19 protein-coding genes are annotated in these 23,783 nt (G+C 43.1%); 8 read left to right on the forward strand and 11 right to left on the reverse strand.

Annotation, left to right across the window (positions count from 1 at the left end; translation table 11 throughout):
* Window positions 1–11 precede the first annotated feature (11 nt).
* From ACT3CD_RS13710 to ACT3CD_RS13730, 5 genes are read right to left on the reverse strand one after another with little or no spacing between them, the layout of a single operon-like run.
* A complete protein-coding gene (locus ACT3CD_RS13710; protein ID WP_444646210.1) occupies window positions 12–1,469 on the reverse strand; it encodes a UDP-N-acetylmuramoyl-L-alanyl-D-glutamate--2,6-diaminopimelate ligase in 1,458 nt (485 codons plus the stop codon).
* Between the two features lie 39 nt (window positions 1,470–1,508).
* On the reverse strand, window positions 1,509–3,620 hold the full coding sequence (locus ACT3CD_RS13715; RefSeq protein ID WP_444646211.1) for a penicillin-binding protein: 2,112 nt from the start codon (window positions 3,618–3,620) through the stop codon (window positions 1,509–1,511).
* 15 nt (window positions 3,621–3,635) lie between these two features.
* Window positions 3,636–3,992 carry an FtsL-like putative cell division protein gene (locus ACT3CD_RS13720; RefSeq protein ID WP_444646212.1) on the reverse strand — a complete coding sequence of 119 codons (357 nt, stop codon included), beginning with the start codon at window positions 3,990–3,992 and terminating at the stop codon, window positions 3,636–3,638.
* A gap of 16 nt (window positions 3,993–4,008) precedes the next feature.
* Window positions 4,009–4,917, reverse strand: a complete 909-nt coding sequence (rsmH, locus tag ACT3CD_RS13725; RefSeq protein ID WP_444646213.1) for a 16S rRNA (cytosine(1402)-N(4))-methyltransferase RsmH — start codon at window positions 4,915–4,917, stop codon at window positions 4,009–4,011.
* A gap of 1 nt (window position 4,918) precedes the next feature.
* Window positions 4,919–5,392 carry a division/cell wall cluster transcriptional repressor MraZ gene (locus ACT3CD_RS13730; protein WP_444646214.1) on the reverse strand — a complete coding sequence of 158 codons (474 nt, stop codon included), beginning with the start codon at window positions 5,390–5,392 and terminating at the stop codon, window positions 4,919–4,921.
* A gap of 190 nt (window positions 5,393–5,582) precedes the next feature.
* Between ACT3CD_RS13730 and ACT3CD_RS13735 the strand changes: the two genes are divergently transcribed.
* The 5 genes from ACT3CD_RS13735 to ACT3CD_RS13755 all read left to right on the forward strand — a co-directional run bounded on the left by ACT3CD_RS13735 (window position 5,583) and on the right by ACT3CD_RS13755 (window position 11,536).
* Window positions 5,583–6,503: a 1-acyl-sn-glycerol-3-phosphate acyltransferase gene (locus ACT3CD_RS13735; protein ID WP_444646215.1), complete on the forward strand. Its 921-nt coding sequence runs from the start codon at window positions 5,583–5,585 to the stop codon at window positions 6,501–6,503.
* Between the two features lie 25 nt (window positions 6,504–6,528).
* Window positions 6,529–7,479: a GNAT family N-acetyltransferase gene (locus tag ACT3CD_RS13740; RefSeq protein ID WP_444646216.1), complete on the forward strand. Its 951-nt coding sequence runs from the start codon at window positions 6,529–6,531 to the stop codon at window positions 7,477–7,479.
* Window positions 7,480–7,822: 343 nt separating this feature from the next.
* Entirely contained in the window at window positions 7,823–8,377 is a 555-nt protein-coding gene (locus tag ACT3CD_RS13745) for a manganese efflux pump MntP (protein ID WP_444646217.1), read from the forward strand.
* 452 nt (window positions 8,378–8,829) lie between these two features.
* A complete protein-coding gene (locus ACT3CD_RS13750) occupies window positions 8,830–10,320 on the forward strand; it encodes a dihydrolipoyl dehydrogenase family protein (protein ID WP_444646218.1) in 1,491 nt (496 codons plus the stop codon).
* Window positions 10,321–10,393: 73 nt separating this feature from the next.
* Window positions 10,394–11,536, forward strand: a complete 1,143-nt coding sequence (locus tag ACT3CD_RS13755; protein ID WP_444646219.1) for a serine hydrolase domain-containing protein — start codon at window positions 10,394–10,396, stop codon at window positions 11,534–11,536.
* Here ACT3CD_RS13755 and ACT3CD_RS13760 read toward each other — a convergent pair.
* From ACT3CD_RS13760 to ACT3CD_RS13770, 3 genes are all read right to left on the reverse strand, one after another.
* The gene (locus ACT3CD_RS13760; RefSeq protein WP_444646220.1) at window positions 11,533–13,434 is read right to left on the reverse strand and encodes an amidophosphoribosyltransferase; all 1,902 of its coding nucleotides are present in this window, start codon (window positions 13,432–13,434) and stop codon (window positions 11,533–11,535) included. The two genes, ACT3CD_RS13755 and ACT3CD_RS13760, sit on opposite strands and share 4 nt — an antisense overlap.
* A 147-nt stretch (window positions 13,435–13,581) precedes the next feature.
* Window positions 13,582–14,043 carry an SPOR domain-containing protein gene (locus tag ACT3CD_RS13765; RefSeq protein WP_444646221.1) on the reverse strand — a complete coding sequence of 154 codons (462 nt, stop codon included), beginning with the start codon at window positions 14,041–14,043 and terminating at the stop codon, window positions 13,582–13,584.
* Between the two features lie 74 nt (window positions 14,044–14,117).
* Window positions 14,118–14,957 carry a universal stress protein gene (locus ACT3CD_RS13770; protein ID WP_444646222.1) on the reverse strand — a complete coding sequence of 280 codons (840 nt, stop codon included), beginning with the start codon at window positions 14,955–14,957 and terminating at the stop codon, window positions 14,118–14,120.
* Between the two features lie 386 nt (window positions 14,958–15,343).
* Here ACT3CD_RS13770 and ACT3CD_RS13775 point away from each other — a divergent pair, with 386 nt between their 5' ends.
* Window positions 15,344–15,688, forward strand: a complete 345-nt coding sequence (locus ACT3CD_RS13775) for a carboxymuconolactone decarboxylase family protein (protein WP_444646223.1) — start codon at window positions 15,344–15,346, stop codon at window positions 15,686–15,688.
* A 296-nt stretch (window positions 15,689–15,984) separates the two neighbouring features.
* Complete coding sequence (locus ACT3CD_RS13780; protein ID WP_444646224.1) at window positions 15,985–17,130, forward strand: 1-acyl-sn-glycerol-3-phosphate acyltransferase; 1,146 nt, start codon at window positions 15,985–15,987, stop codon at window positions 17,128–17,130.
* A 77-nt stretch (window positions 17,131–17,207) separates the two neighbouring features.
* Here ACT3CD_RS13780 and aspS read toward each other — a convergent pair whose 3' ends face one another.
* Window positions 17,208–18,968: an aspartate--tRNA ligase gene (gene aspS, locus ACT3CD_RS13785; protein WP_444646225.1), complete on the reverse strand. Its 1,761-nt coding sequence runs from the start codon at window positions 18,966–18,968 to the stop codon at window positions 17,208–17,210.
* A 148-nt stretch (window positions 18,969–19,116) separates the two neighbouring features.
* Between aspS and ACT3CD_RS13790 the strand changes: the two genes are divergently transcribed.
* The gene (locus tag ACT3CD_RS13790; protein WP_444646226.1) at window positions 19,117–19,581 is read left to right on the forward strand and encodes a nucleoside deaminase; all 465 of its coding nucleotides are present in this window, start codon (window positions 19,117–19,119) and stop codon (window positions 19,579–19,581) included.
* A gap of 96 nt (window positions 19,582–19,677) precedes the next feature.
* Here ACT3CD_RS13790 and ACT3CD_RS13795 read toward each other — a convergent pair whose 3' ends face one another.
* Both ACT3CD_RS13795 and ACT3CD_RS13800 read right to left on the reverse strand, forming a co-directional pair.
* Window positions 19,678–22,923 (reverse strand): UvrD-helicase domain-containing protein, encoded by a 3,246-nt coding sequence (locus tag ACT3CD_RS13795; RefSeq protein WP_444646227.1) that lies wholly within the window; start codon window positions 22,921–22,923, stop codon window positions 19,678–19,680.
* Between the two features lie 110 nt (window positions 22,924–23,033).
* Window positions 23,034–23,492 (reverse strand): TspO/MBR family protein, encoded by a 459-nt coding sequence (locus ACT3CD_RS13800; protein WP_444646228.1) that lies wholly within the window; start codon window positions 23,490–23,492, stop codon window positions 23,034–23,036.
* Between the last annotated feature and the right edge of the window lie 291 nt (window positions 23,493–23,783).

The raw sequence follows: 23,783 nt of genomic DNA on the forward strand, positions 1-23,783 counted from the left end.
GGCAAAGAGTATTATTGATGTTCAAAAAAATCCTTAATAATTTCACGGTCGTCAAAATGGGTACGAACGCCTTTTACTTCCTGATAGGTTTCGTGACCTTTCCCGGCAATCAAAACCACATCGCCCTGACGGGCCATAGAACAAGCGGCCCTGATAGCTTCCTTACGGTTGGTAATTGAGATCACACGTGAACGGTCGGTGGGCTGAACGCCCTCAAACATCTGCTGAATGATGGTTTCCGGCTCTTCAAAACGAGGGTTATCGGAGGTCAAAATAACTTTAGAACTGGCTTTGACAGCTTCAGCCGCCATTACTGGTCGCTTAAACGGATCTCTGTTTCCACCGGCCCCCACCACCGTTATCAGTTCATTGTGGGGTTGGCGTATTTGATTCAAAGCTTCCAACACATTTTTTAGAGCATCGGGCGTATGGGCATAATCGACTACCGCGGTCACACCCTCTTTGCTTCTGAAAGTTTCAAACCGGCCATCAACCGGTTTCAGACGGCTCATTTGCGGCAATAAATCCTCGCTGTCCCATCCCAATAAAACAGCAGCCCCATAAACGGCCACCAGATTGGACGCGTTAAAACGACCAATAAAAGGCGTCCACACCTCCTTATTATTCAATTCAAGCTGCATTCCTTCAAACAGATTCTCAATCACCTTCACCCGAAAATCGGCCATTTCGCGAGCCGAATAATATTTCTTAACAGCCTTACAATTTTGCAGCATAACGGCCCCATTTTTATCATCCCGATTGGATAGGGCAAAAGCATCAGCCGGCAATGCATCAAAAAAACATTTTTTTGCTTTCAGATAAGCCTCAAACGTCTTATGATAATCCAGATGATCATGAGTCAGGTTCGTGAAAATTCCGCCGGCAAACTGAATACCATTAATACGTTTCTGAGCCACTGCATGAGAACTCACTTCTATGAAGCAATATTCACAGCCTACGTCAACCATCCTTGCCATCAACTCATTAAGCATCAAGACATCTGGCGTAGTATGCGTTGCTTCAACCTTTTCCTCAGCAATGCAATTAACCACCGTGGAACAAAGACCAGCTTTAAATCCCATATTCATAGCCAACCGATACAACAAAGAGGCAATCGTTGTTTTACCATTGGTTCCGGTAACACCAACCACTTTTAATTTTTCAGAAGGCCGGTTAAAATGACAAGCAGCCAATAAACCCAAAGCCTCAGCCGAATCATCGACCCGCACATAAATCACGTCGGGATCGACCGTTTCCGGTAACTCTTCACAAATCACAGCGCTACAACCTGCGGCCACCGCTTTTGAAATAAACTGATGGCCATCGACGGCTGTCCCCCGCATAGCGACAAAAACTGTATTGGCAGCAGCTTTCCTGGAATCAAAAACAATGGATTCGACCATTGGATTCCCATCTCCTACCATTTCATCCACCTTCAGCAGGTTTAAATACTCATCAAGATGCCTCATAAGCAATATATTTATAGCGACCCTCAGGTTCAACTTACATTAATCCAATTTCAAAAATATAGTGCCACCTCTACGGTATGGCGTCCCCGCTGCCATCGATTGCGAAACAACACGGCCTACCCCCTGTATATAAACATTCAATCCCACATTTTCAAGCACAGCCACCGCATCTTTGGCACCCATCCCTATAACGGAAGGAACAACACCCGACGGAATGGGCTTGGGTCGAAACACGACGCCGGTATCAACAGCCAACGTAGAGACCCATTCTTTGAGTGGACTTTTTTCAATTACAGGAAAATTAAGCGCATCAAAAATAAGTGACAAATCCTCTACCGGTCCGCCCTTTGAATATGGAAAAACACCCGTCGAAACAATCTGAGGGGCGTCACTCTTCTTTCTCAACTCATAATCGGCCGCATAAACACGATCGGCAATTTCACGAAAAACCGTTCCTGCTACTACATTGCCATAATACACATGATTCGACGGCGCATTTACAACAACAATACAAGAATACCGGGGTTTATCAGCGGGAAAATATCCTACAAACGAAGCCTGATATTCGACCCCGCCATTTTTATAACCTGAGCTCCCTTTTGCCACCTGAGCCGTCCCTGTTTTTCCGGCAATTGAATATTTATTGTTTCTGATATTTGTGGCGGTTCCACGTTCTACAACCCCTTCAAGTAACTGTCGTGCCTGTTCGATGGTTGTGAGAGAAGCAATCGATGGATTTAGCACCTTAGGCTGAAAACGATCGACCATTCGACCGTGCTTTGAAAGGCCCTCCACAAACATGGGCTTCACCATTTTACCCTTATTAGCTACCGCATTATAAAGTGTAAGTATTTGTAGCGGCGTCATCTTCACCTCATAACCAATAGACATCCAGGGTAAAGTAACCCCCGACCAGGAATTATCGCCCGGATACTTTATTTCAGGAATCCCTTCTCCCTTTATTTCAATGCCCAGTTTTTCATTGAGCCCCATTGCATATAAACGGTCAACGAAACGTCTGGGCTGACTTTTATACCGATCAACAATCATCCTCGACATACCGATATTCGACGACTTTTCAAACGCCTCTCTAATGGATATTTTTCCATACCCGCCACGATGGCTATCACGCATTACCCGGTCGTAGTATCGATATGCGCCATTCTCTGTGTCAACAGTGTCGGTTAAACGAACCGTGTGATCCTCCAAAGCCGCCATTATTGTAGCCAATTTAAAAGTCGATCCAGGTTCTGTTGACTCGCCAATGGCATAGTTAAAATAATCTTCTATATAAACACCCGATCCATTCCGGTGAAGATTTACAATAGCCCTGACAGCGCCGGTTTTTACTTCCATCAGTACCGCCACACCGTGATCGGCATCATGTTTATGCAACTGCTTACGCAACGCATGTTCAGCCACATCCTGAATGGCAATATCAATAGTTGTAACCACATCCAACCCATCAACGGGCGGAACAACCACTTCAGGTACCCAGCGACCAGAAATCCGCTTCATAGTGCTGGTTCCCGGCGTTCCCATGAGCTCATCATCATAAGCTCTTTCGAGCCCCAACATCCCGCCCTTGGAACTTTCACCATAAAGTTTTCCAATGGTTCGTGCAGCCAGCGAGCCAAAGGGTAACTGACGGGTATCATATTGTTCGGGAATAAATCCTCCTTTATTACGCCCCTCTCTGAATATCGGAAACTGCTTTACTTTTTGCAATTGGGTATAAGATATACGTCGGGGATTCACCCTGTAATAACGCGCCCCTTTCTGACGGGCCAATCGTAACTCCTGCTTATAACCATTCGCACTTTTATCCTTAAAAAAACGAGACAAACAAATGGCCAGAGAATCAACATTACGGTTAAACTTATCGTTGGTAAGCCCCTCGGCCAACATATCCATATAAAGCCTGTAGCTTGGAACCGAGCAGGCCAGTTTCATACCATTTTTATCAAGAATATCACCGCGGTTGGCAGCCACGATATTCTCAGATTGTTCAATGCTACGAACCTGTGACTTCCACTCATCGGCATTAATTACTTTTAGCCGAAACAATTCAACAATTAACCATAAAGCTAGCCCCAGAAAGAAGATATATACAATCCCCACCCTGAAAATAATACTTCGTCTTATGGTCATTTTATTCCTCCGATTTTATTCTTCAACTTTTAAAATTCGTGGCGGCGTTTTTAACACTTCCAACCCCAATCCGGCCTGCTCAACTTTGCTCAGCACTTCCGACTGCCGGCTCATCTGCATCAACTCCGAAGAAGTTGTTATAGCCTCATATTTAAGCTCCTTTAACTCATAATTAAGCGCAACCTGCTCCTTAAGCAATTTCTCAACCGCATAGTGATTATTGATATAAATCATGGCAAGAAACACGGCAAATACAAGAAAAGGCCAGTGATTCGACAAGGAACTTTTACTAAAAAAACTCCCATTAATAATGTCACGAAGTGTTATTTTCTTTTCGTCTAATTCTGTACCTGTTGTATCAAACTCTTTCATACCAGTTAACATTCAACTACCATCGTTCAGCAATTCGCAACCGGGCACTCCGGGCGCGCGGATTACCATTAATCTCCTGTTCTGAAGGAACGATCAACTTTCGTGTTATCACTTTAAAAGGAACCTCCGCATGACCGTAAATATTAGTTTCAGCCTGAGCTTTGGTGACATCGCCCGTTCGCATAAAATTCTTCACCATCCTGTCTTCCAACGAATGATACGACATAATAACCAACCTACCTCGGGGCCGTAAAACCTCGACCGTTTTCTGAAGCATTTCCCGCAAAGCATCCATTTCACCATTTACTTCGATACGCAATGCTTGAAAAACCTGCGACAAAAAACGAGCAGCATCCCTTTTAGGGGCGAACAAACCAGCTATTTCTTTAAGATCACCGGTGGTAGCAAACAAATGCGCCTCCCTGCTTTTCACAATTTGTGCTGCCAAACGGCGAGCCGACGTCACTTCCCCATAAAATTTAAACAATTCGGCCAGTTGTGCTTCGGCATAATTATTCAAAACATCAGCAGCCGTTAGCTTCATATTACGATTCATCCGCATGTCCAGTGCCCCGTCAAAACGGAACGAGAAACCACGTTCAGCCACATCGAAATGATGTGACGAGACTCCCAAATCGGCCAGTATACCATCCACTGGCATTAGATCAAGATATTTCAGAAAATGATACAGATACCGAAAATTATGTCTGACAAAAACCACTCTTTTGTCGTCTAAACGGTTAGCCCAGGCATCCTCATCCTGATCAAACACCACCAAGCGCCCCTTAGGCCCCAACTTTTCAAGAATGGCACGACTGTGTCCTCCACCACCAAAAGTCACATCAACATAAACACCCTGCGGGTTAATATTCAACCCATCAATGCATTGATGCAAAAGCACCGGTATATGATACATTTCACTCATGTCAACTATCTAAATTTTCGTCTGACCTCCCATTTTCACTCAAAAACAATTCAGCCTGTCCTGCCAGACGTTCAGACTCATCGCCCATAGATTGGTATATATCCAACGACCATAATTCAATACAACGATCAACTCCCACCAGAACGACTTCACGTCCGGCTTCCACCGAATCCATTAAACGTTTTGGAATCAGAATCCGCCCGTTGGCATCAAGCATTACTTCTGCCGACCCGCGAAAAAAATCACGCAAAAACTGTTTATGTGCCCGGTTGTATGAATTCAATCGACTGCGCAGCCTAACCAACTCTTCCTCCCAATAAGTATAAGGATAAATCACCAGGCATTTTTCAAATAAATCCTTACGCACCACGAAACGCGCATCATCAACACCCAGCGCTTTTTTAAAAGCAGCAGGCATCACGACACGTCCCTTGACATCGGCTTTACATTCAAAATCACCTATAAATGTGATCATTACCTTTTGTATGGTTTAGTTGGTAAAGGTATAATATTTTTACCCCACAATCAACCACAATGCCCCACTTTATTTTAAATCAAAGCCAATTTCAAAGCAATATAATTTTATTTTATTGGGATTTCTAAAAGAAATCCCAACTATCCAACAAATGGAAAACCAAAAATAAAAGGAAGAATATCCCAACTAATTGAGAAAAATCAATAGCAGAGAAACCATTTCTATAAAAATTCGTAATATTGTTGCCGACGAAAAAACAAAAAAGAAAGTGAATCAAGAAGCGAAAAATGAAGAGCAAGCTTTGCGCATAGACGTAGAAAAAGTGATTGCCGACAAAAACCCAAAACTTCTGAGAACTCTCCCCGGCTTTATTATCCGATATTTAAAACACATTGTTCATCAAAACGACCTAAACGGTTTTCTTGATCGTGCCAAAGGCAAAAAAGGCCTTGAGTTTTCAGAATTCATTTTGTCCGATTTCGAAATCAGTTATCAGACGAAGGGGCTCAATCAGATTCCTCAAAACGGCCGGTATCTTTTTGCCTCCAACCATCCGCTTGGCGGGATGGATGGCATTGCATTATTAACCGCAATTGGCACAAAATTCAAAGACATCAAATTCCCGGTCAACGACATTTTGATGAATGTAAAAGGTCTGAATACTATTTTTCTACCAATTAACAAACACGGTGGTCATTCAAAAAATGCAGCTCTCAAACTTGAAGAAGCTTACGCATCAGAGGCACAAATAATCATGTTTCCGGCCGGTCTGGTCAGTCGAAAACAAAACGGTAAAATTATTGATCTGCAATGGAAAAAGAATTTTGTAAAAAAAGCCATCCAGCACCAACGCGACATTATTCCGGTTCATATAACAGGACGCAACACCAACTTTTTCTATAATCTCGCCAATATACGCAAACGATTAGGCATAAAAATAAATATAGAAATGCTGTACCTCGCAGACGAAATGTACAAACAACGTGGAAAAAGCCTGACCATTCATTTTGGGACACCCATACCATGGCAACAACTTACAAGCAGCGGAACACATACCGAATGGGCTCAAAAAATCAAAGAAACAGCCTACCAATTAGCCAAAAACGATTAAATTTGCGCACTAATACTATAATTAAATGAGCAACATAAAACCTGTCATTCCCCCGGTACCACGTCATCTGCTTGAAGCAGAACTAAGCAAAGAAATATTTGTAAGAAAGACCAATAAGGGGGATAACCGTATTTATGACTTCTCAGTGCAGGAAGCGCCCAACCTCTTAAAAGAAGTGGGACGGTTAAGAGAACTGACATTCAGAGCTGCCGGCGGCGGCACAGGATTGGAAACTGATCTGGATGAATATGACACGTGCGAAGTTCCCTACCGACAATTAATTGTTTGGGATCCAAACGAAAAAGAGATATTGGGAGGCTACCGTTATATCATGGGCGACCAGGTCGGCTTTGACCAACATGGCGAACTGGGACTGGCTACGGCACACATGTTTAATTTTTCACAGGAATTTATAAAAAACTACCTCCCATACACCATTGAGTTGGGACGTTCATTTGTGCAACCCAATTACCAATCGAGCAAAATGGGAGCCAAAAGCCTTTTTGCACTCGACAACCTGTGGGATGGTCTGGGTTCTTTGATGGTCAACAACCCGCAAATGAAATATTTCTTTGGAAAAGTGACCATGTACACCCAATACAATCTGGAGGCCAGAGATTTAATCAGAGCTTTTATGGGCATCTATTTCAGGGATAAAAACAATTTGGTATATCCTAAAATACCGGTAAAATCGACCATCACACCCGAAGAAACTGCGACTATATTCACCGGCACATCCTTTGCCGAAGACTACAAACGCCTGAGTAAAAAAGTTCGCGAATTGGGGGAAAACATTCCTCCGCTGATCAACGCATACATGAATCTGTCTCCATCAATGAAAACTTTTGGAACGGCTGTTAACGATGAATTTGGCGACGTGGAAGAAACCGGCATCATCATCACCATAAAAGAACTCTATCAGGCTAAAATTAACCGACATGTGGATAGTTACAATCCTAACGACACACATGACTAATTAGCACCAGCAAGGAAACTCCATTTTTCTCGTTACGACTGCTTTCAAAATGGCCATTTACAGAAGTAAATTCAAATTTTTAAAGCTTCGAAAGTCTCAAAAATGAAGCTTTCTTAAACTGACTCAAGAGTTTTCTTGTAAGCACTAATTAGAGTTTGTTTATAAAGTTCAAATTTCTACTTTATGGACAAGCACTAATTATTCAACCACAATTAAAGGATCTGCGTTGTACTAATCGCTTCGTCAAATAAGCAACCTACATAACAATCCTTATCTCCAATAAACGAACATCACTTATTCTAAAACTTATCGTTCCATTCAACACGAATGGAAGGGACGTATCATGAATTTAGCTTCACTACTACTCATCTCAATTGGCTTAACATTCGACTCATTCGCGGTCTCGGTCACCACCGGTTTGGTTGCAAATACCATCAAATTTTGGCAAGCCACAAAAATTGCCATTGTTCTGGCTTTTTTTCAGGCACTCATGCCACTAATCGGCTGGTATATTGGCTCACAACTTATTAACATAACCGAAATTTTTCACCGCTGGATAGCCTTCGGTCTATTGACGCTAATAGGTATAAAGCTAATTTATGAAAGTCTGAATAAAGAAAAAAAACAACGTCAATTTGATCCGTTTAAACCCGGCATAGTGGTAGCCATTGCTATTGCCACAAGCATCGACGCACTGGTTGTTGGCCTTAGTTTTGCTTTTGTTGAAGTTAATATATGGCTTTCAATAGCTATCATTGGCTTCTTTACCTATCTTGCCGTCATGCTTGGAACTCTCTTCGGGAAAAAAGCAGGTAAATGGCTCGGTAAAGAAGTTGAAATTCTGGGGGGCCTTATATTAATAGGTATAGGGGTAAAAATATTGTTGGAACAAGGATAACGCCGGTCAATAAAATATAACCACATTGTGACGCTTGCACTCAAGATGATCAATTACGACAAAAACCTCAAATTTTCCGAACTGAACGAGCCTTTAATTTGATCTTTGCGACTCGAACTACTGACCTAAAACAGAAACTATCCCATCTATAAAATCAGATTTTTTAAAAGGCTGATAAATGCGGTTCAAAAATAAAATTTGCAAAATTTTTAAAATAAACAACGATTGGCCGCTCATCTTCTTAAAAACAGTATGGCTAGGTAAGGGTTTTTCATTAAATTAGACCCAGACTAAATAGAGTCTGTCTGTAAAGTCCTGCATTTGCATTACGCTAGCTTCAAAATATTTATTTTCGAGCGACGTAAACCTTAAAGTTGAACTTACCAGCTTAAATTCATGGTGATTATGGACAGACACTAAGTAATCAACTTATTTGAACAATCACTTTTGGTATGAAAGAATTTGATCTGGTAATTGTAGGAAGCGGTCCCGCAGGGTTTTCAGCAGCTGTAAGAGGCGTTGATTTCGGAATGGAGGTATGTCTCATTGAAGGCGGTCATTTGGGTGGCGCCGGAATTATGAATGGCGCTTTAACGTCGAAAACTATGTATGAGCTATCACTCGACTATTCCATTGCCGCCAGAATTGACAGGGGCTACCGCGCCAGCGGACTCACGGTCGATTACAAACAGGTTCTGAATACAATTATGCAAGCGGCCAAAGAAAAGCAATACCAGATGCGCAGCGAAATTGAAACGTTCATTCGCAATAAACAATCCAAAGGTTATATCGAATTAGTTAAAGGAATGGCCGAATTTGAGGATTCACACACTTTCCTAGTCAAAACCAGTGAGGGAGAACAAAGAATAAAGGGACGCCATATTCTTATTGCCACCGGAAGCAAACCGCGTGAATATACAGGTTTAGACATTGATGGGACCCGCATCATAAACTCCAATCATATTTTTTCGCTGAAAGAATTCCCCAAACGAATGCTCATAATTGGCTCGGGAATTATCGGTTGCGAATTCGCCACTATCTTTTCCAACTTCAAACAAACTGAAGTGCATTTATTGGACCGTGCCAACCGGGTATTGCCTTATGAGGATGATGATGTTAGCGATTATGTATCGGATAATTTAACCCACAACGGAGTTACCGTTCACCACACCGCACATTTAAGAACGATTAACAAACTCCCCGATTGTCTTGAAGTGATTATGGACTATGACGACGGGCATAGCAAAGTACTCGAAGTTGATGTGGCATTTATAGCCATAGGCCGAGAATCGAATCTATCTATGCTGAAACCAGAGAAAGCAGGCCTTGAGGCCACCAACCGGGGAACTCTCACCATCAATAGTAGTTGTCAGGTATTAATAAATGGTAAGCCGGGACACATCTATGCCGCAGGTGATGTTTCAGGACATGCTCAATTATACAGCGTGGCTGAGTTGCAAGGACGTAAAGCCGTTGAAAAGATGGTTGACAAAGCCGGCGATCCGCTGGACTACTCACATATGAGCACGCTGATGTTTTTCAAACCGGAGGTAGCAGCTGTTGGTGCCAACGAAAAGATGCTTCAGGAAAAAGGAATTCCTTATAAAGTATCATTTTATTCAAATAAATTTATTAATCGTGCCATTGCCATGCGAAGCACCACCGGCTTCATTAAAATACTGGTAAGCAAAGACGAAAACCAACGCATTTTGGGAATGCGTGCTTCAGGTCCGCAAGCCTCGGCTTACATCGTTTCGGTAGCCCACCTCATCAATCAGGGCGACAGTTTGCGCGAGGTTCTCAAAATATTTTACCCCCATCCAAGTGTGGCCGAAGGCATACAGGAATGCCTCAGAACTCTGGGAAACCGTTCTATCTATAAACCCGAAGCATTTCCCAAAGATATTCATATCAGAGAATGGGAACCTCCCAAACAAAAATAACAGATCTCTATACTAAATCGGACCTCAATCCTTTTAAAAAGAATTCATAGTTTCTCACAGAAAACAAAGCCCGATGAAAAAGAAAACCAAACAGATTGCAGGTTTACTCACACTTCTTATTCCACTGCTGTTATGGCTTTTTCTCCCACATTACTTAAAAAACGCTTTGGTTCATCAATTACCTGGAATTGAAGACCATAAAATATTCAACAACCGGGTAGTTACGAAATCGTCCAACTCTGAGCCATGGCCTTTCTCGGTAAAATACAATAAAAAACAACTTCAAAAAGAAATACAGGACTCACTTATAGCCTTAGAAACCACAGCTTTTACCGCAATCCAAAACGATTCACTCATATACGAATATTACGCCGACACCGCCGACACGACCCAACAAACCAACTCCTTCTCGATGGCCAAAAGCATCATCAGCCTCCTCATCGGTTGCGCCATTGACGACGGATACATCAACAGTGTTGATCAGTCCATTGAAAGTTTACTGCCTGAATTTACCCGTTTACATGGTCACGGCTTAACCCTCCGGCATCTGCTTACAATGAGTTCGGCATCAGATTGGAACGAAACCTACAGCTCACCCTTTTCAGTAACAACACAAGCCTACTACGGCGATAACTTAACAAAATTAATGCAAGGCGTAAAAATCGCCTCAACACCGGGGCAAACCTTTTCATACCGAAGCGGCGACACCCAACTTCTGGCATTCATTCTAAAACAAACAACAGGCTTACCGCCTGCTCAATACGCCGCCATAAAATTATGGCAACCTCTGGGTGCTGAATCAGATGCATTATGGTCACTCGATCATAAAAACGGAATGGAAAAAGCATACTGCTGTTTTAACAGCAATGCCCGTGATTTTGCCCGCATAGGACAATTAGTTTTAAACCACGGCAACTGGAAAGGCCAACAAGTAGTTGACTCAGCCTATATAGCAGAAGCGACCCATCCGGCCACGTATCTGAAGGACAAACAAAACAACACCGTAAATTATTATGGTTATCAGTGGTGGATTGTTCAAATTGATGGAGAATCGATTCCATACGCACGCGGCATTTTAGGACAATATATATTTATCATACCATCGAAAAATGCAGTCATCGTAAGGTTGGGGCACCAACGCTCAGACATCAAAACAGGTGTGCACCCGCAAGATGTCTTCACATGGTTAAAAGCCGGACTGTCAGTCATAGACTAATAAGCCCGCCCTTTATTACCTTCCACAAAATTAATAAATGCTGTATTAACGACTTTATTGCCGCCAGGCGTCGGATAATCACCTGTAAAATACCAGTCACCCAAGTCGTTAGGACAAGCTTTATGTAAATTCTCAACCGATTGATAAAGGATGTCCACTTCAGCATGAATACCTTCAGGCTTTAGCATCTCAGCAATTTTTGCAGAAATTTGTTCATCGGTAAAAGGACGATAAATTTCCTTGACATAATTTACAATCTCTTCCTTGGGCAAATTACGTTGTGCCAGACATTGAGCATACACTGAATCAATAATATCTTCACGGCCGGTATCTTTCAATAATTCAATGGCAGCCGAGAAAGCGCAAAAATCACTCATCCGTGCCATATCAATACCATAACAATCGGGATAACGAATTTGAGGCGCGGAAGAAATCACAATAATCCGCTTGGGATGTAAACGGTCGAGAATCCTCAATATACTTTTCTTCAGCGTTGTTCCCCGCACTATTGAGTCGTCAATAATCACCAACGTATCCACATTATTACGAACAATGCCATAAGTCACGTCGTAAACGTGCGCCACCAGGTCATCACGCGAAGAATCGGCGGTGATAAAAGTTCTCATTTTCACATCCTTGATGGCAATTTTCTCAACCCGGGGCTCAAGACTTAAAATTTCATCCAGTTTTTTAGGATCAGGATTAGGACACAGCGCCTTTACCTGTTCCATTTTCCAGGTGGTGAGCGTTGACCGAATGCCTTCCATCATTCCATAAAAAGCCGTTTCGGCTGTATTGGGAATATATGAAAAGACCGTGTCCTTCAAATTCCCATCAATAAGGTCCATGATCTTAGGCGCCAATAGTCGTCCCAGCTCTTTCCGCTCCCTATAAATAGTTTTATCGCTTCCCCGTGAAAAATAGATACGTTCAAAAGAGCACGATTTACGTGTCTGAGGCACGCTGACCATCTGTTCAGACACTTCGCCATTCTTTTTGATAATTAAAGCATGTCCTGGCTTCAGCTCTTTCACTTCCACAGCCCTAACATTGAGTGCTGTTTGAATAACAGGTCTCTCAGATGCCACCACTACGATCTCATCATCATAATAATACGACGCCGGACGTATACCCCACGGATCACGGGTTACAAATGCATCGCCATGGCCGATCAGGCCGCCAATAACATACCCGCCATCCCATCGTTTGCTTGACCGTTCCAAAATTTTCCTGACATCCAGGTTTTGTTCAATTGACCTCGATATTTCCCTATTCGAATACTTTTCATTTTTAAACTGACGAAAAAGCATCTGATTTTCTTCATCCAAAAAATGGCCCATATTTTCGAGCATCGAAACCGTATCGGTATAATCCTTGGGATGCTGCCCCAGCTCAATAAGCGCATTAAAAATTTCATCGACATTGGTCAGGTTAAAATTACCGGCCAAAACCAGATTACGTGACCGCCAGTTATTCTCGCGCATCACAGGATGAACGTAGTCGATAGAACTATTACCAAAAGTCCCGTAGCGAAGATGGCCCAGATAAAGCTCCCCTACAAAAGGCAAATTTTCTTTGGCCCAGGCCGGATTTTGAAACAAATCAGGATGGTGGTCGTCATCATATTCAAAATGGTTATAAATATGTTGAAAGACATCCTGAATAGGGTTGGATTGATTGGATCGTGCACGTGAGAGGTACTTTTTACCTGAAGGCTGGTCAATTTTCAGGCTAACCACACCGGCGCCATCCTGACCACGGTTATGTTGCTTTTCCATTAAAAGGTAAAGCTTATTCAATCCATAGCGCCAGGTACCATACTTCTCCTGATAATACTCCAAAGGCTTACGCAGCCTGATTAAGACGATACCACACTCATGCTTAAGCTGATCACTCATAATTGGGAACTATATTTATTTGCCGGGCAAATTTACCCTATTCTTGTTTTATTAGACCCATAAAAAACATTAAAAAAACACCTAAAAAAAGATGCATCTTACGACCTGGTGTCAAAAAAAAAAACCTGTCATTCAACAGGCTTCAGATTACTGCAACTCCGATAATTTTATGGCAGCATCCCGAACAATATAGCTATTGGGAAAACCCGGCTTTATCCTTTTTAAAAGAGGTAACGCTTCGTGTTTATGCCTAAAACTTCCGGTTCGCACTCGCCAAAAAGGGGCATTATATTCAACCGATACACTCACATCCGGAAAGCTGCTCAACATTTTGGTTTTTACCTCCTGCGCTTCCTGTCGCGCTTTGGCTCCGGTTCCTGAGTAAAGCTGAATACGAAACCCTTCAATCCTTGGATTCGCCTCATTGCTGGAAACATATCCCTGCATCAGGTGTTGCAAAGACGCTGGCTGATGCAAAACAATCTGCCCCTCTCCAAAAGCACGCTGCGCCACTTTATCGAATACCGTAGTCTCAACGTTTCCATCAGTATTCTGAGCTTTCATAAAAAAAGAGCAGAAAAGAAAGAAAACAAAAAGTAATCTCATCATAAAATCGGTCTTTTAATCATCAACAACCTTTTCATTACCAATCAGGTTAAAAAAAGAGTGACAAAGATAACGTATTATTCTTTTTCGGGCACAGCAAAAAGTGGCAAATCAGAAATATTCAGCAACTCATTGGCAAAAGGTTCAAAAATACTGCCAAAAGGATTGCCATCCTGTTTAACAGGCAATGCAACAATGGTAGCTCCTTTTTCATGGGCTAATTTCAGCATATAATCGGCTCCTTTATTGCCATCAACCACACAACTTTCGTATTTAATGTCAGGAATTTTTTTCAAAAACCGATCAACTTGCCGCACATAAGCTTCAATACGTCCGGGAATAAGCCAGCGCGAACGAAAAGAAACCCCCACTACCAACAACTCTGCATTAATGGCTGTTGCCAAACCAGCTACCTGAGGCACTATGCGACGACTAACTTTGGTTGAATCAACCGGGAGCAGTATTTTTTGGTGGCCGTGAAAAGTCATGCTATGCCGCACAGCCAGAACAGCACAAGGAGCATTGGCCACCAAACGGTAAGCATTACTTCCCAGCCAACGATCTTCAGCACCCGAAACACCATGGGTTCCCACCACTATCAAACTGGAATCATCGTAGCGTGCCTCGTTTCGTATCTCCCGCACCACATTACCTTCCCGAATCCGATAATCCAACTCCCCGTTGACGACCGTATATTTTTTTTGCCCCTGTTCCAACAGCTGCTTCATATATGTATCCTCAACATCAGATAAAAATGTCGACATATTGTCTTTCTGAAACTGGGGATGATAAGATTTTCCTGTCCGAACATGCATCAATCGAACTTTGGCTTTCAACATATTTGCCACTTGCACCCCTACTTCAATAGCAAACACCGAATCTTCGGAAAAATCCACCGGGATAAGTATACGTCTCATAATTTAATTTTTTAATAATGCCTGTCAGAAAAATCCAACTTCCGACTTTATGAACAATCTTCAGATAAATTAGTCGCAACGCGTTTATAAGTCGATTGCAATAGTAAATATAGTCAGATTTGTAAAATTGTACGATTAAATAATAAAAAAGATACTGCTACCTCTTCTGCTAGAAAATTAGTGATTGCAAGAAAAATCCAACTTCGGTGTTGCGCTTGTCCTCAAAAAAATTAATTACCCAATAAAACTCACCTTTTTCAAGCCAAACAAACCTTAAATTTGAACTTTATAGCTCAATCTCATTACTTAAAAAAACAGACACTACTAAAACCTTAAAATACGGAACCAAAAAATTTACCTTAATTTTGTTTCTAAAAATTAAAGCAATGTCGAAAGAAAAAATTAAAGAATTTGGTGAATACCGGGCAAAAATGAACGAAAGAATTCTGGCTCAGGACAACCTGGTTATTAAAAGACTTTTTAACCTTGACACCAACACCTACTCCGAAGGAGCGTTAAGCAGTAAGGTAAAAGAGATGTTGGGATTGGTCAGCTCGATGGTTCTGCGATGCGACGACTGCATCAAATACCATTTGGAAAAATGTTATGAACAAAAAGTTACCACCGCAGAAATTATGGAAGTCTTTGCTGTTGCTAACATTGTAGGGGGCACCATTGTAATACCTCATACACGCCGGGCACTGGAATATTGGGAACTTCTAATTAATTAATGTTTGTCTATAAAGTCAACTTCTGCGTTACGCTTGTCATAAAAACAGTCATTTACGAAAAGCAAACTCCTTGATTTCTATGACTTTGCAAGCCTTGGATTTGAACTTTATATTTCAAACACTTAGTTTATGGACAGACTCTAATTTAGTGCTTTCAAGAAAACTCTTTCCGCTATCCCCAAAAACTGCTATTAAAGCGACCCAGTAAAAGAAAGAGATCAGGGAAATTATCTGGATATATTTCATAAACTTGATTGATTAATGTAATTTTGAAGGCAATTAGATAATTTGTTTTAATGGAGAATCAGAAACAATTGGATTTTGAATCCATCAGACCATACGAGGATCACGAGATTCAAACTGTATTCAACCGTCTGAAAAAAGAGCAATCGTTCATGAACCTGTTGGGATTTTTGTATCCCGGGCAGCCTGCGGATGAATTTATGAACCGGTTAATGACCATGACTTCCATCCAACAATTTCAGGAAGAAGTGATCTCGGCTTATGTAAAAAAAGTATTGGAAAACACAACGCGTGGTGTAACCACCAATGGATTGGAAAAATTAGATCCCAAAGAATCCTACCTTTTCATATCAAACCATCGCGATATTGTGTTGGATCCTGCCATCCTCAATGTATTAATGGTAGAAAATGGTTTTAACACCACCGAAATTGCCATAGGTGACAACCTATTAATATTTCCATGGATTACCGACCTGGTAAAACTGAACCGCACCTTTATTGTAAAAAGGAATCTGCCGATAAAACAGATGATGGAGAGTTCCAGAACTTTGTCGGCTTATATCCGTCATACAATAACCCAAAAGCACAGAAGCATTTGGATTGCGCAACGTGAAGGGCGCTCCAAAGATGGCAACGACCGCACACAGATAAGCCTGCTTAAAATGCTCAACATCAGTGGGACCAATGCCATATCAGAAAACTTCAAAGAACTTAAGCTGGTTCCCGTATCCATATCATACGAATGTGACCCCTGTGATTATTTAAAGGCCAAAGAATTCTATGACAAGAAAGTCAATCCTGATTATGCAAAGACGCAGGAAGATGACCTGAAACATATGGCTACCGGTTTAAGAGGCCGGAAAGGACATATTCATTTTTCATTTGGCGAACCCCTAATTGATGAGATTTCGGCAATTGATGCACTGACCGTAAAGAACGACCAGTTTTCGGCTCTGGCAGGCATCATTGACAAACACGTTCATGCCAACTATAAGCTATGGCCGGCAAACTTCATCGCCTGGGATTTATTAAATGGCATACCAAAATACAAGGAGCAATACACCGAAAATGATAAAACCGCATTTGAAACATACCTGAAAGATCATCTGGCACGCACTAAAGGCGATCGTGAATTCATTTATCACAGTCTGCTCGAAATGTATGCCAATCCGGTCACCAATAAGTTAGAACAAGACTAAATCATATTTCTATTTCTTAAAAAAAGGCTGTCACGAAAATGACAGCCTTTTTTATTCATTCTTTCAAACCTCTCCAATTATTTTTTTGAAACAGGTTTCAAATCAATATAAAGCTCATCCAACTGTGCATCATGAATCGGCGACGGAGAGTCGATCATCACATCACGTGCCGCATTATTTTTCGGAAATGCAATAACGTCACGAATAGAATCGATGCCTGCAAACAACGACACCAAGCGGTCGAAACCAAAAGCCACGCCGCCATGCGGAGGCGCACCATATTTAAAGGCATTCATCAGGAAGCCAAACTGAGCCTGAGCCTCCTGCTCGGTAAACCCTAAGATTTTAAACATCTTATTCTGAAGCATATCGTTATGAATACGAATGGATCCGCCACCAACTTCCACGCCATTAATAACAAGGTCGTAAGCATCGGCACGCACCTGTGCAGGATCGGTCTCAAGCATCGGCACATCCTCCAGTTTGGGTGACGTAAAGGGATGGTGCATGGCAAAAAAGCGATTGGCCTCCTCGTCCCATTCCAAAAGCGGAAAATCGACAACCCATAACGGCGCAAACACCTCTTTATTGCGCAATCCCAGGCGGTTGCCCATTTCCAAACGGAGCTCGCCAAGTGCCGTCAGCGTTTTTTTACGGGGACCGGCCAAAACAAGGAGCAGATCGCCCGGCTTAGCGTCCAAAACTTCAACCCAACCTTTTAATTGACCTTCGTCAAAAAACTTATCAACAGACGATTTTAATGATCCATCTTCGTTGTATTTCACATAGATCAAACCCTGAGCCCCTACTTGTGGTCGTTTCACAAACTCCGTGAGTTTATCCAGTTCCTTACGCGTATAACCGGCACACCCCGTTGCACATATTCCACCCACGTATTCCGCGTCGTCAAAAACTTTAAAACCCTTACCCTGAACCAATGTCGTTAAATCTTCAAACGCCATTCCAAAGCGTATATCCGGCTTATCAGAACCATATTTTGCCATGGCATCGGCATAACACATACGAGGAAATTCATTTTTCATCTCCAGACCACGCAAAGACTTAAAAAGATGCTTGGCCAATCCCTCGAAGGTGGTCATTATATCTTCCTGATTTACAAAAGCCATTTCGCAATCAATCTGGGTAAATTCAGGCTGCCGGTCGGCTCTTAAATCCTCATCACGGAAGCATTTCACAATCTGGAAATAGCGGTCGTAACCGGCCACCATCAGCAACTGTTTAAACACCTGCGGCGATTGAGGCAGTGCATAAAACTGACCGGGATGCACGCGCGAAGGAACCACAAAATCGCGGGCACCTTCGGGTGTTGATTTAATGAGAACCGGCGTCTCAATTTCCAGAAAATTCAGATGATTCAAATAATTTCTGATTTCGATACCCATCTTATGACGCAACTCCAGATTACGACGAACCGGATTACGACGCAAATCAAGATAACGGTACTTCATACGCAATTCATCGCCACCATCCGACTCATCTTCAATGGTAAACGGAGGCACCTCCGACTTATTCAACACATTAAGCTTCGTGATAACAATTTCAATTTCGCCGGTCGATATTTTACTGTTCTTACTGCTACGTTCGGCAACAGTGCCTTCTACCTGGATCACATACTCGCGGCCCAGCTCACGAACAGCGGCACTTAAATCAGACTGTGTTTCGGTGTTCACCACCAACTGGGTTATGCCATATCGGTCACGCAGATCAATAAACGTCATTCCACCCAGGTTGCGCACCCGTTGTACCCAACCACTAAGGGTCACTGTTTTGTTGACATCCGAAAGTCGTAATTCACCACAAGTATGAGTTCTGTACATTGTAAAAAATTTTCTGTATTATTTTAAGATCGCAGGCATTTAAGTCAAATTTACCTGCTTCCATTTTTAATTAGAATATCTTTGCGAAATTAACAAGAAAAAAAGACTTTTAGACCAAAGACTAAAAGACAAAAACGAAAAGATAACGATGAACAGCGCCAAAAATTCAAAAGAGATCAATTTCAGCGATAACTATTTTATGCAGCAAGCGCTGAAAGAAGCAGAAAAAGCCGCCGAAAAGGATGAAGTTCCCATAGGCGCAATAATCGTCAGTGCGGGACAAATCATCGCACGGGCGCACAACCTCACCGAAACGCTCAACGACGTGACGGCCCATGCCGAAATGCTGGCCATTACAGCCGCCGCAGAAACACTGGGAGGCAAATACCTTAATAATTGTACCCTTTACGTCACTATGGAACCCTGCATTATGTGTGCCGGCGCCATTGGATGGGCACAAATGGGACGAGTGGTAGTCGGCGCACCCGACGACAAACGCGGCTTCTCTCGTCTGTCGCCATCACCTCTTCATCCTAAAACAGAATATATTACAGGTGTCATGGCAGACAAATGCAGCCAATTGGTCAAAGAATTCTTTAAGAAGAAACGCTGACTCGTACCTGTCCATAAAGTCAGAAGTCTGGCTATAAAATCCAACATCTGCGTTACGTTTGCTCTCAAAATGGTCATTTGCACCAGTAAAGCGGGTTTAAAACAAAGACATTTGTCCTTCATCCTTATTAACCCGTGAAGGCTTCGCAGGGTCCTTCGCGGCTTTCGTCAACAAATCCTGACCTATTTCATTAATAAAACGTGAAGGTTTCTGTTTTTGCTCACTGCCGTATATCATCCGGCTTGCCGAATTGGTGATATATAATTCATCCCGGGCCCGCGTCAATGCCACATAAAACAACCGTCGTTCTTCCTCGGTATCCGAATCGTTGTACACCGACGGCGAAATACCTTCTTCGGCACCGGCAATAAAAACGACCGGAAACTCCAGTCCTTTGGCCGCATGAAACGTCAGTAACCGCACGCCCTGAACCTTTGCCACCCCTTCATTGGTAAAATGATCGAGCTGTAGCCGCTGAAGAAACAGCCCGGCATCTTCGCCGGCATCCTCCGCCAACGTCAACAACAGCTCCCTTTTCATAGCCAACTCTTCATTTTTGTCGATAGCCGGCAACCACCGGTTCATCAATTCAGCAATAACCCCTTTAACGCCGGTTGATTTCAGGCGCTCTGCTGTCTCTTCATAAAACTTACGATATTCGATAAAAGCCGCATCCCGTTTCTCCGACCCGGAATTAACATCAATGGTAAGCCATGATTCTGTGGTTTCGCGCAAACGGGTCAGGAAATCACGTACCGACTGACGGTTCCAACCCGACAAGTGCGACAACACCCCTTCGAGGGCGATAAAAGCCTGCGGGTTATGTGAAAGTTGCAAGGCATGCGCCACAAAATCGAAGGGTGCCTGAGACAAAATATTAGACCCATCAACCAGCAATAACGGCATATTAACAGCCTTAAACGCCTTCAGCAGCTGTCGCCCCACAAGATGCGAACGGTAAAGCACCGCCACATCCGAATAGCCATAGTCACCCTCAAAAAAAGCTTTACCACCCGACAACAAATTGGTACCTCCCACTTTCTTCTCAATTTCAGCCGCAATAAAAGCCGCTTCCTGTTCGGGCGTCGGCGCACTAAAAAGCGTCACCTTATCGCGTCCGGCACGCTGGGGGGTCAGTAACAAATGACTGCGAAGGGCGTTATGGCCAATTACGCGGGCGGCCGCTTTAATCACACCCGGCACCGACCGGTAATTGCGTGTCAGCCCAAAAACCGCGGGTTTAAAAGCCGTCTCAAATTTAAAAAACAACCGCAGGTCAGAACCTCTAAAGCCATAGATCGACTGATCGGGATCGCCTATCGCCAAGAGGCGCTTATCAGCCCCAAGAAGTTCAATCAGGCGGTATTGCATGGGATTAATATCCTGAAACTCGTCAATGGCGATGACTTTTAGCGCGTCGCAACATACCGTCCGATACGTTGGTTTATTTTCCAACACCCACACCAGCTTCCCGATAATATCTGACAAATCAACGGCACCGCAACTTTCCAGATAATTACGATAGACGTCAACCGTCTGGTCAAAACCAACCATCTCCGAAGCCTTCGCCGTCTCCATAAAATCAGCCATTGCTCCAGCCAGCTTTTTACACGTCGCCTCATTAAGTCCGGGGTTCAGAAAACGAAGCACCGATAAACGCGAACCGGCATCATAAACAGTATTCAGGTTAGGACAAGCCGCTTTGAGCATATCCCATGCCAGGGCATGAAAAGTTCCAATACGCACCTCATCTGCCTTTGGGCCGGCGGCAGTCACCAGACGGGACTTTATTTCACCGGCTGCTTTACGTGTAAAAGTAATCGCCATTACTTCGCACGGCAAGGCCTGTCCCGACTGAAGGATGTCAGCCAGCCATTCGGTCAGGACCCTGGTTTTACCCGTTCCCGGCCCAGCTTTAACCAGTAGCATGGCCGCATCACTGTCAAGAACCGCCTGCTGTTGTTCATTCAAACCATGCGTTGAAAAAGAAGGTTCGGTTGCTGTGCCTGCATGGGGTTTAACAGACTCATAACTCTGAGCCGTTTCAGCAACCTGAACCAACGGCAGATCAAATAAATATTGCTCGCCACTCAATTTCCCGATCTCCCCCTCTTCAAACACCTTTATACGACCAAAAACCCCGTCGTAGCCGGCCGTGGCATTGATAGCACCGCAGCGCATACGTCGCACCGCTTCGCCCAAAAGGACGTCATATTTTTTAATATCTTCAACAGGAACATCGTTCAACAACGAAAACTCATTACCGAACTGCGACAACGCTTGTACAAAAGCAGCCTGCACGGCTTTACTTTCGGGTCCCAGCCCTTTTATCTCACCCAAAACTTCGGGCAACGGAATAATATAATTATAAGAAGGCTTTACGGCAGGCGGCATAGCCTCGTCGCGATCGGACAATGCTTCTACCCGGTTAAGAACACCCGCCGTGATGGGATGCCCACACACCGGACAAATTCCATTATAGCGCCGTGTCTCGGAAGGATCCCAAATGATACCACAATTGCGATGGCCATCCAAAAAGTATTTCCCCTCCTGGGGATAGAACTCATAAGTACCAACGAAACCTTCGCGACTCTTCATGGCTGAAAACATTTCGTCATAACTCAGTCCGGTATTAAAAAGAGTAGCCTCCCGCCCTATCTTACGGGGCGAATGAGCATCTGAATTGGAAATTAAGGTAAACCGGTCAAGGGCACTCCATCGCCAGTTCATCATGGGATCAGACGACAAGCCTGTTTCCAGAGCAAACACCAAAGGCGACAGATCACGAAAACACTCATCCACACTATCGTATCCGCCTTTTGATCCGAGTGTACTAAACCAGGGGGTCCAAACGTGTGCCGGGATAAGATAGGCCCTGTCAGAACACGATGTCACAATCTCCAACAAATCACGCGACGGCAGTCCCAGTATAGGACGCCCGTCGGCAGTTAAATTTCCGATGGCAGACAAACGCGCATTGATTCGCGCGACTGTTTCAAGATCGGGCGCAAATACCAAATTGTGATTTTTACGTACTTTATCACCATACTTATAAATACAGCTAATTTCGGACGATAAACAAAAGCGTACCTCGGTGTTCTTCACCTTCACGCCGGGCAATCCCGTCTCTTCAGGCGGATTTCGAAGCCGATAAAACCCTGTTCCGTCGGGCTCCAGCTTTTCACTTAACTCACGAAACCATTGAGGATGCGTAAAATCGCCCGTTCCTATAACATTAATACCCTTAATCTGTGCCCATTGATACAACGATTCCAGGTTCAACTGTTTACTGGTAGCCCTGGAAAACCGCGAATGAATATGCAAATCGGCAATGTAAAACATTAAATATAATTTAGGATCAAATGCCAAACGTTGAAACGCGCATTACACAGAAACAATAGAATTATCGTTGTAATGCGCACCTACAGCAAAATCTGACACCTCATCGTTATTCAGTTTTTCAGTAATATATAGCCATTCAAAGAAGTGGCAATTAAAAGCCAGATCACATAAGGAGCTATTAAAATTGATTTGAATTTCAATTCTGTCAGATAAAAAAACAGCATAAAAGTGACAAGAACCGTCAGCAGGGTAATTACAAACAAGCCTGCCCCAACATTGTGAAAGTAAAAAAAGATTGGATTCCAGGCGACATTCAAAAGCCATTGAACGGCAAACAGAAGGATCAAAAGCTTCTTGTTATCGATGGCCGGCCAGGCATAGGCCATATAAAAGCCGAAGCAAATCATGATGGTCGTCCAGGCAGCACCAAACATCCATCCGGGAGGCGTCCAGGGAGCTTTAACAATACCTGCATACCAATCGGAAGGCACACCAATGCGGGTAAATTGGCTTCCAATTGCCAACGCGCCAAAATTTAACACGAGAAACACTATAAGTCTGTAAATCATTTTATATCAATTTAGAGCCTGTCTATAAAGCCCAACTTCAGCATTACGCTGGCTCTCAAAATGGTCATTTACAGGAGTAAACTCACACTTTCTGAACTTCGCAAGCCTTAATTTTGAACTTTACAGCTCAACCGCCTTATGTACAGGCATTCTTTAATATCAGTTCATATTCTTTAAAACGATGCTCCCGGATAGGCCGGATCTTCGGCTCAGTAGAAAAATATAATAGCAGGCATGGGCTGATGGACTTATATTTATCCACATACTCATACCTTATTAACTCATTATTTT

Origin of the sequence: Geofilum sp. OHC36d9 (assembly GCF_052400685.1) — a bacterium.
Taxonomy (GTDB): Bacteria; Bacteroidota; Bacteroidia; order Bacteroidales; family Marinilabiliaceae; genus CAZHHH01.

Coding starts and splice junctions, on each gene's coding strand:
- ACT3CD_RS13710 (WP_444646210.1), bottom strand. CDS start 1,469: ATGAGGCATCTTGATGAGTATTTAAACCTGCTGAAGGTGGATGAAATG.
- ACT3CD_RS13715 (WP_444646211.1), bottom strand. CDS start 3,620: ATGACCATAAGACGAAGTATTATTTTCAGGGTGGGGATTGTATATATC.
- ACT3CD_RS13720 (WP_444646212.1), bottom strand. CDS start 3,992: ATGAAAGAGTTTGATACAACAGGTACAGAATTAGACGAAAAGAAAATA.
- rsmH (WP_444646213.1), bottom strand. CDS start 4,917: ATGAGTGAAATGTATCATATACCGGTGCTTTTGCATCAATGCATTGAT.
- ACT3CD_RS13730 (WP_444646214.1), bottom strand. CDS start 5,392: ATGATCACATTTATAGGTGATTTTGAATGTAAAGCCGATGTCAAGGGA.
- ACT3CD_RS13740 (WP_444646216.1), top strand. CDS start 6,529: ATGAGCAACATAAAACCTGTCATTCCCCCGGTACCACGTCATCTGCTT.
- ACT3CD_RS13745 (WP_444646217.1), top strand. CDS start 7,823: ATGAATTTAGCTTCACTACTACTCATCTCAATTGGCTTAACATTCGAC.
- ACT3CD_RS13750 (WP_444646218.1), top strand. CDS start 8,830: ATGAAAGAATTTGATCTGGTAATTGTAGGAAGCGGTCCCGCAGGGTTT.
- ACT3CD_RS13755 (WP_444646219.1), top strand. CDS start 10,394: ATGAAAAAGAAAACCAAACAGATTGCAGGTTTACTCACACTTCTTATT.
- ACT3CD_RS13760 (WP_444646220.1), bottom strand. CDS start 13,434: ATGAGTGATCAGCTTAAGCATGAGTGTGGTATCGTCTTAATCAGGCTG.
- ACT3CD_RS13765 (WP_444646221.1), bottom strand. CDS start 14,043: ATGATGAGATTACTTTTTGTTTTCTTTCTTTTCTGCTCTTTTTTTATG.
- ACT3CD_RS13770 (WP_444646222.1), bottom strand. CDS start 14,957: ATGAGACGTATACTTATCCCGGTGGATTTTTCCGAAGATTCGGTGTTT.
- ACT3CD_RS13775 (WP_444646223.1), top strand. CDS start 15,344: ATGTCGAAAGAAAAAATTAAAGAATTTGGTGAATACCGGGCAAAAATG.
- ACT3CD_RS13780 (WP_444646224.1), top strand. CDS start 15,985: ATGGAGAATCAGAAACAATTGGATTTTGAATCCATCAGACCATACGAG.
- aspS (WP_444646225.1), bottom strand. CDS start 18,968: ATGTACAGAACTCATACTTGTGGTGAATTACGACTTTCGGATGTCAAC.
- ACT3CD_RS13790 (WP_444646226.1), top strand. CDS start 19,117: ATGAACAGCGCCAAAAATTCAAAAGAGATCAATTTCAGCGATAACTAT.
- ACT3CD_RS13795 (WP_444646227.1), bottom strand. CDS start 22,923: ATGTTTTACATTGCCGATTTGCATATTCATTCGCGGTTTTCCAGGGCT.
- ACT3CD_RS13800 (WP_444646228.1), bottom strand. CDS start 23,492: ATGATTTACAGACTTATAGTGTTTCTCGTGTTAAATTTTGGCGCGTTG.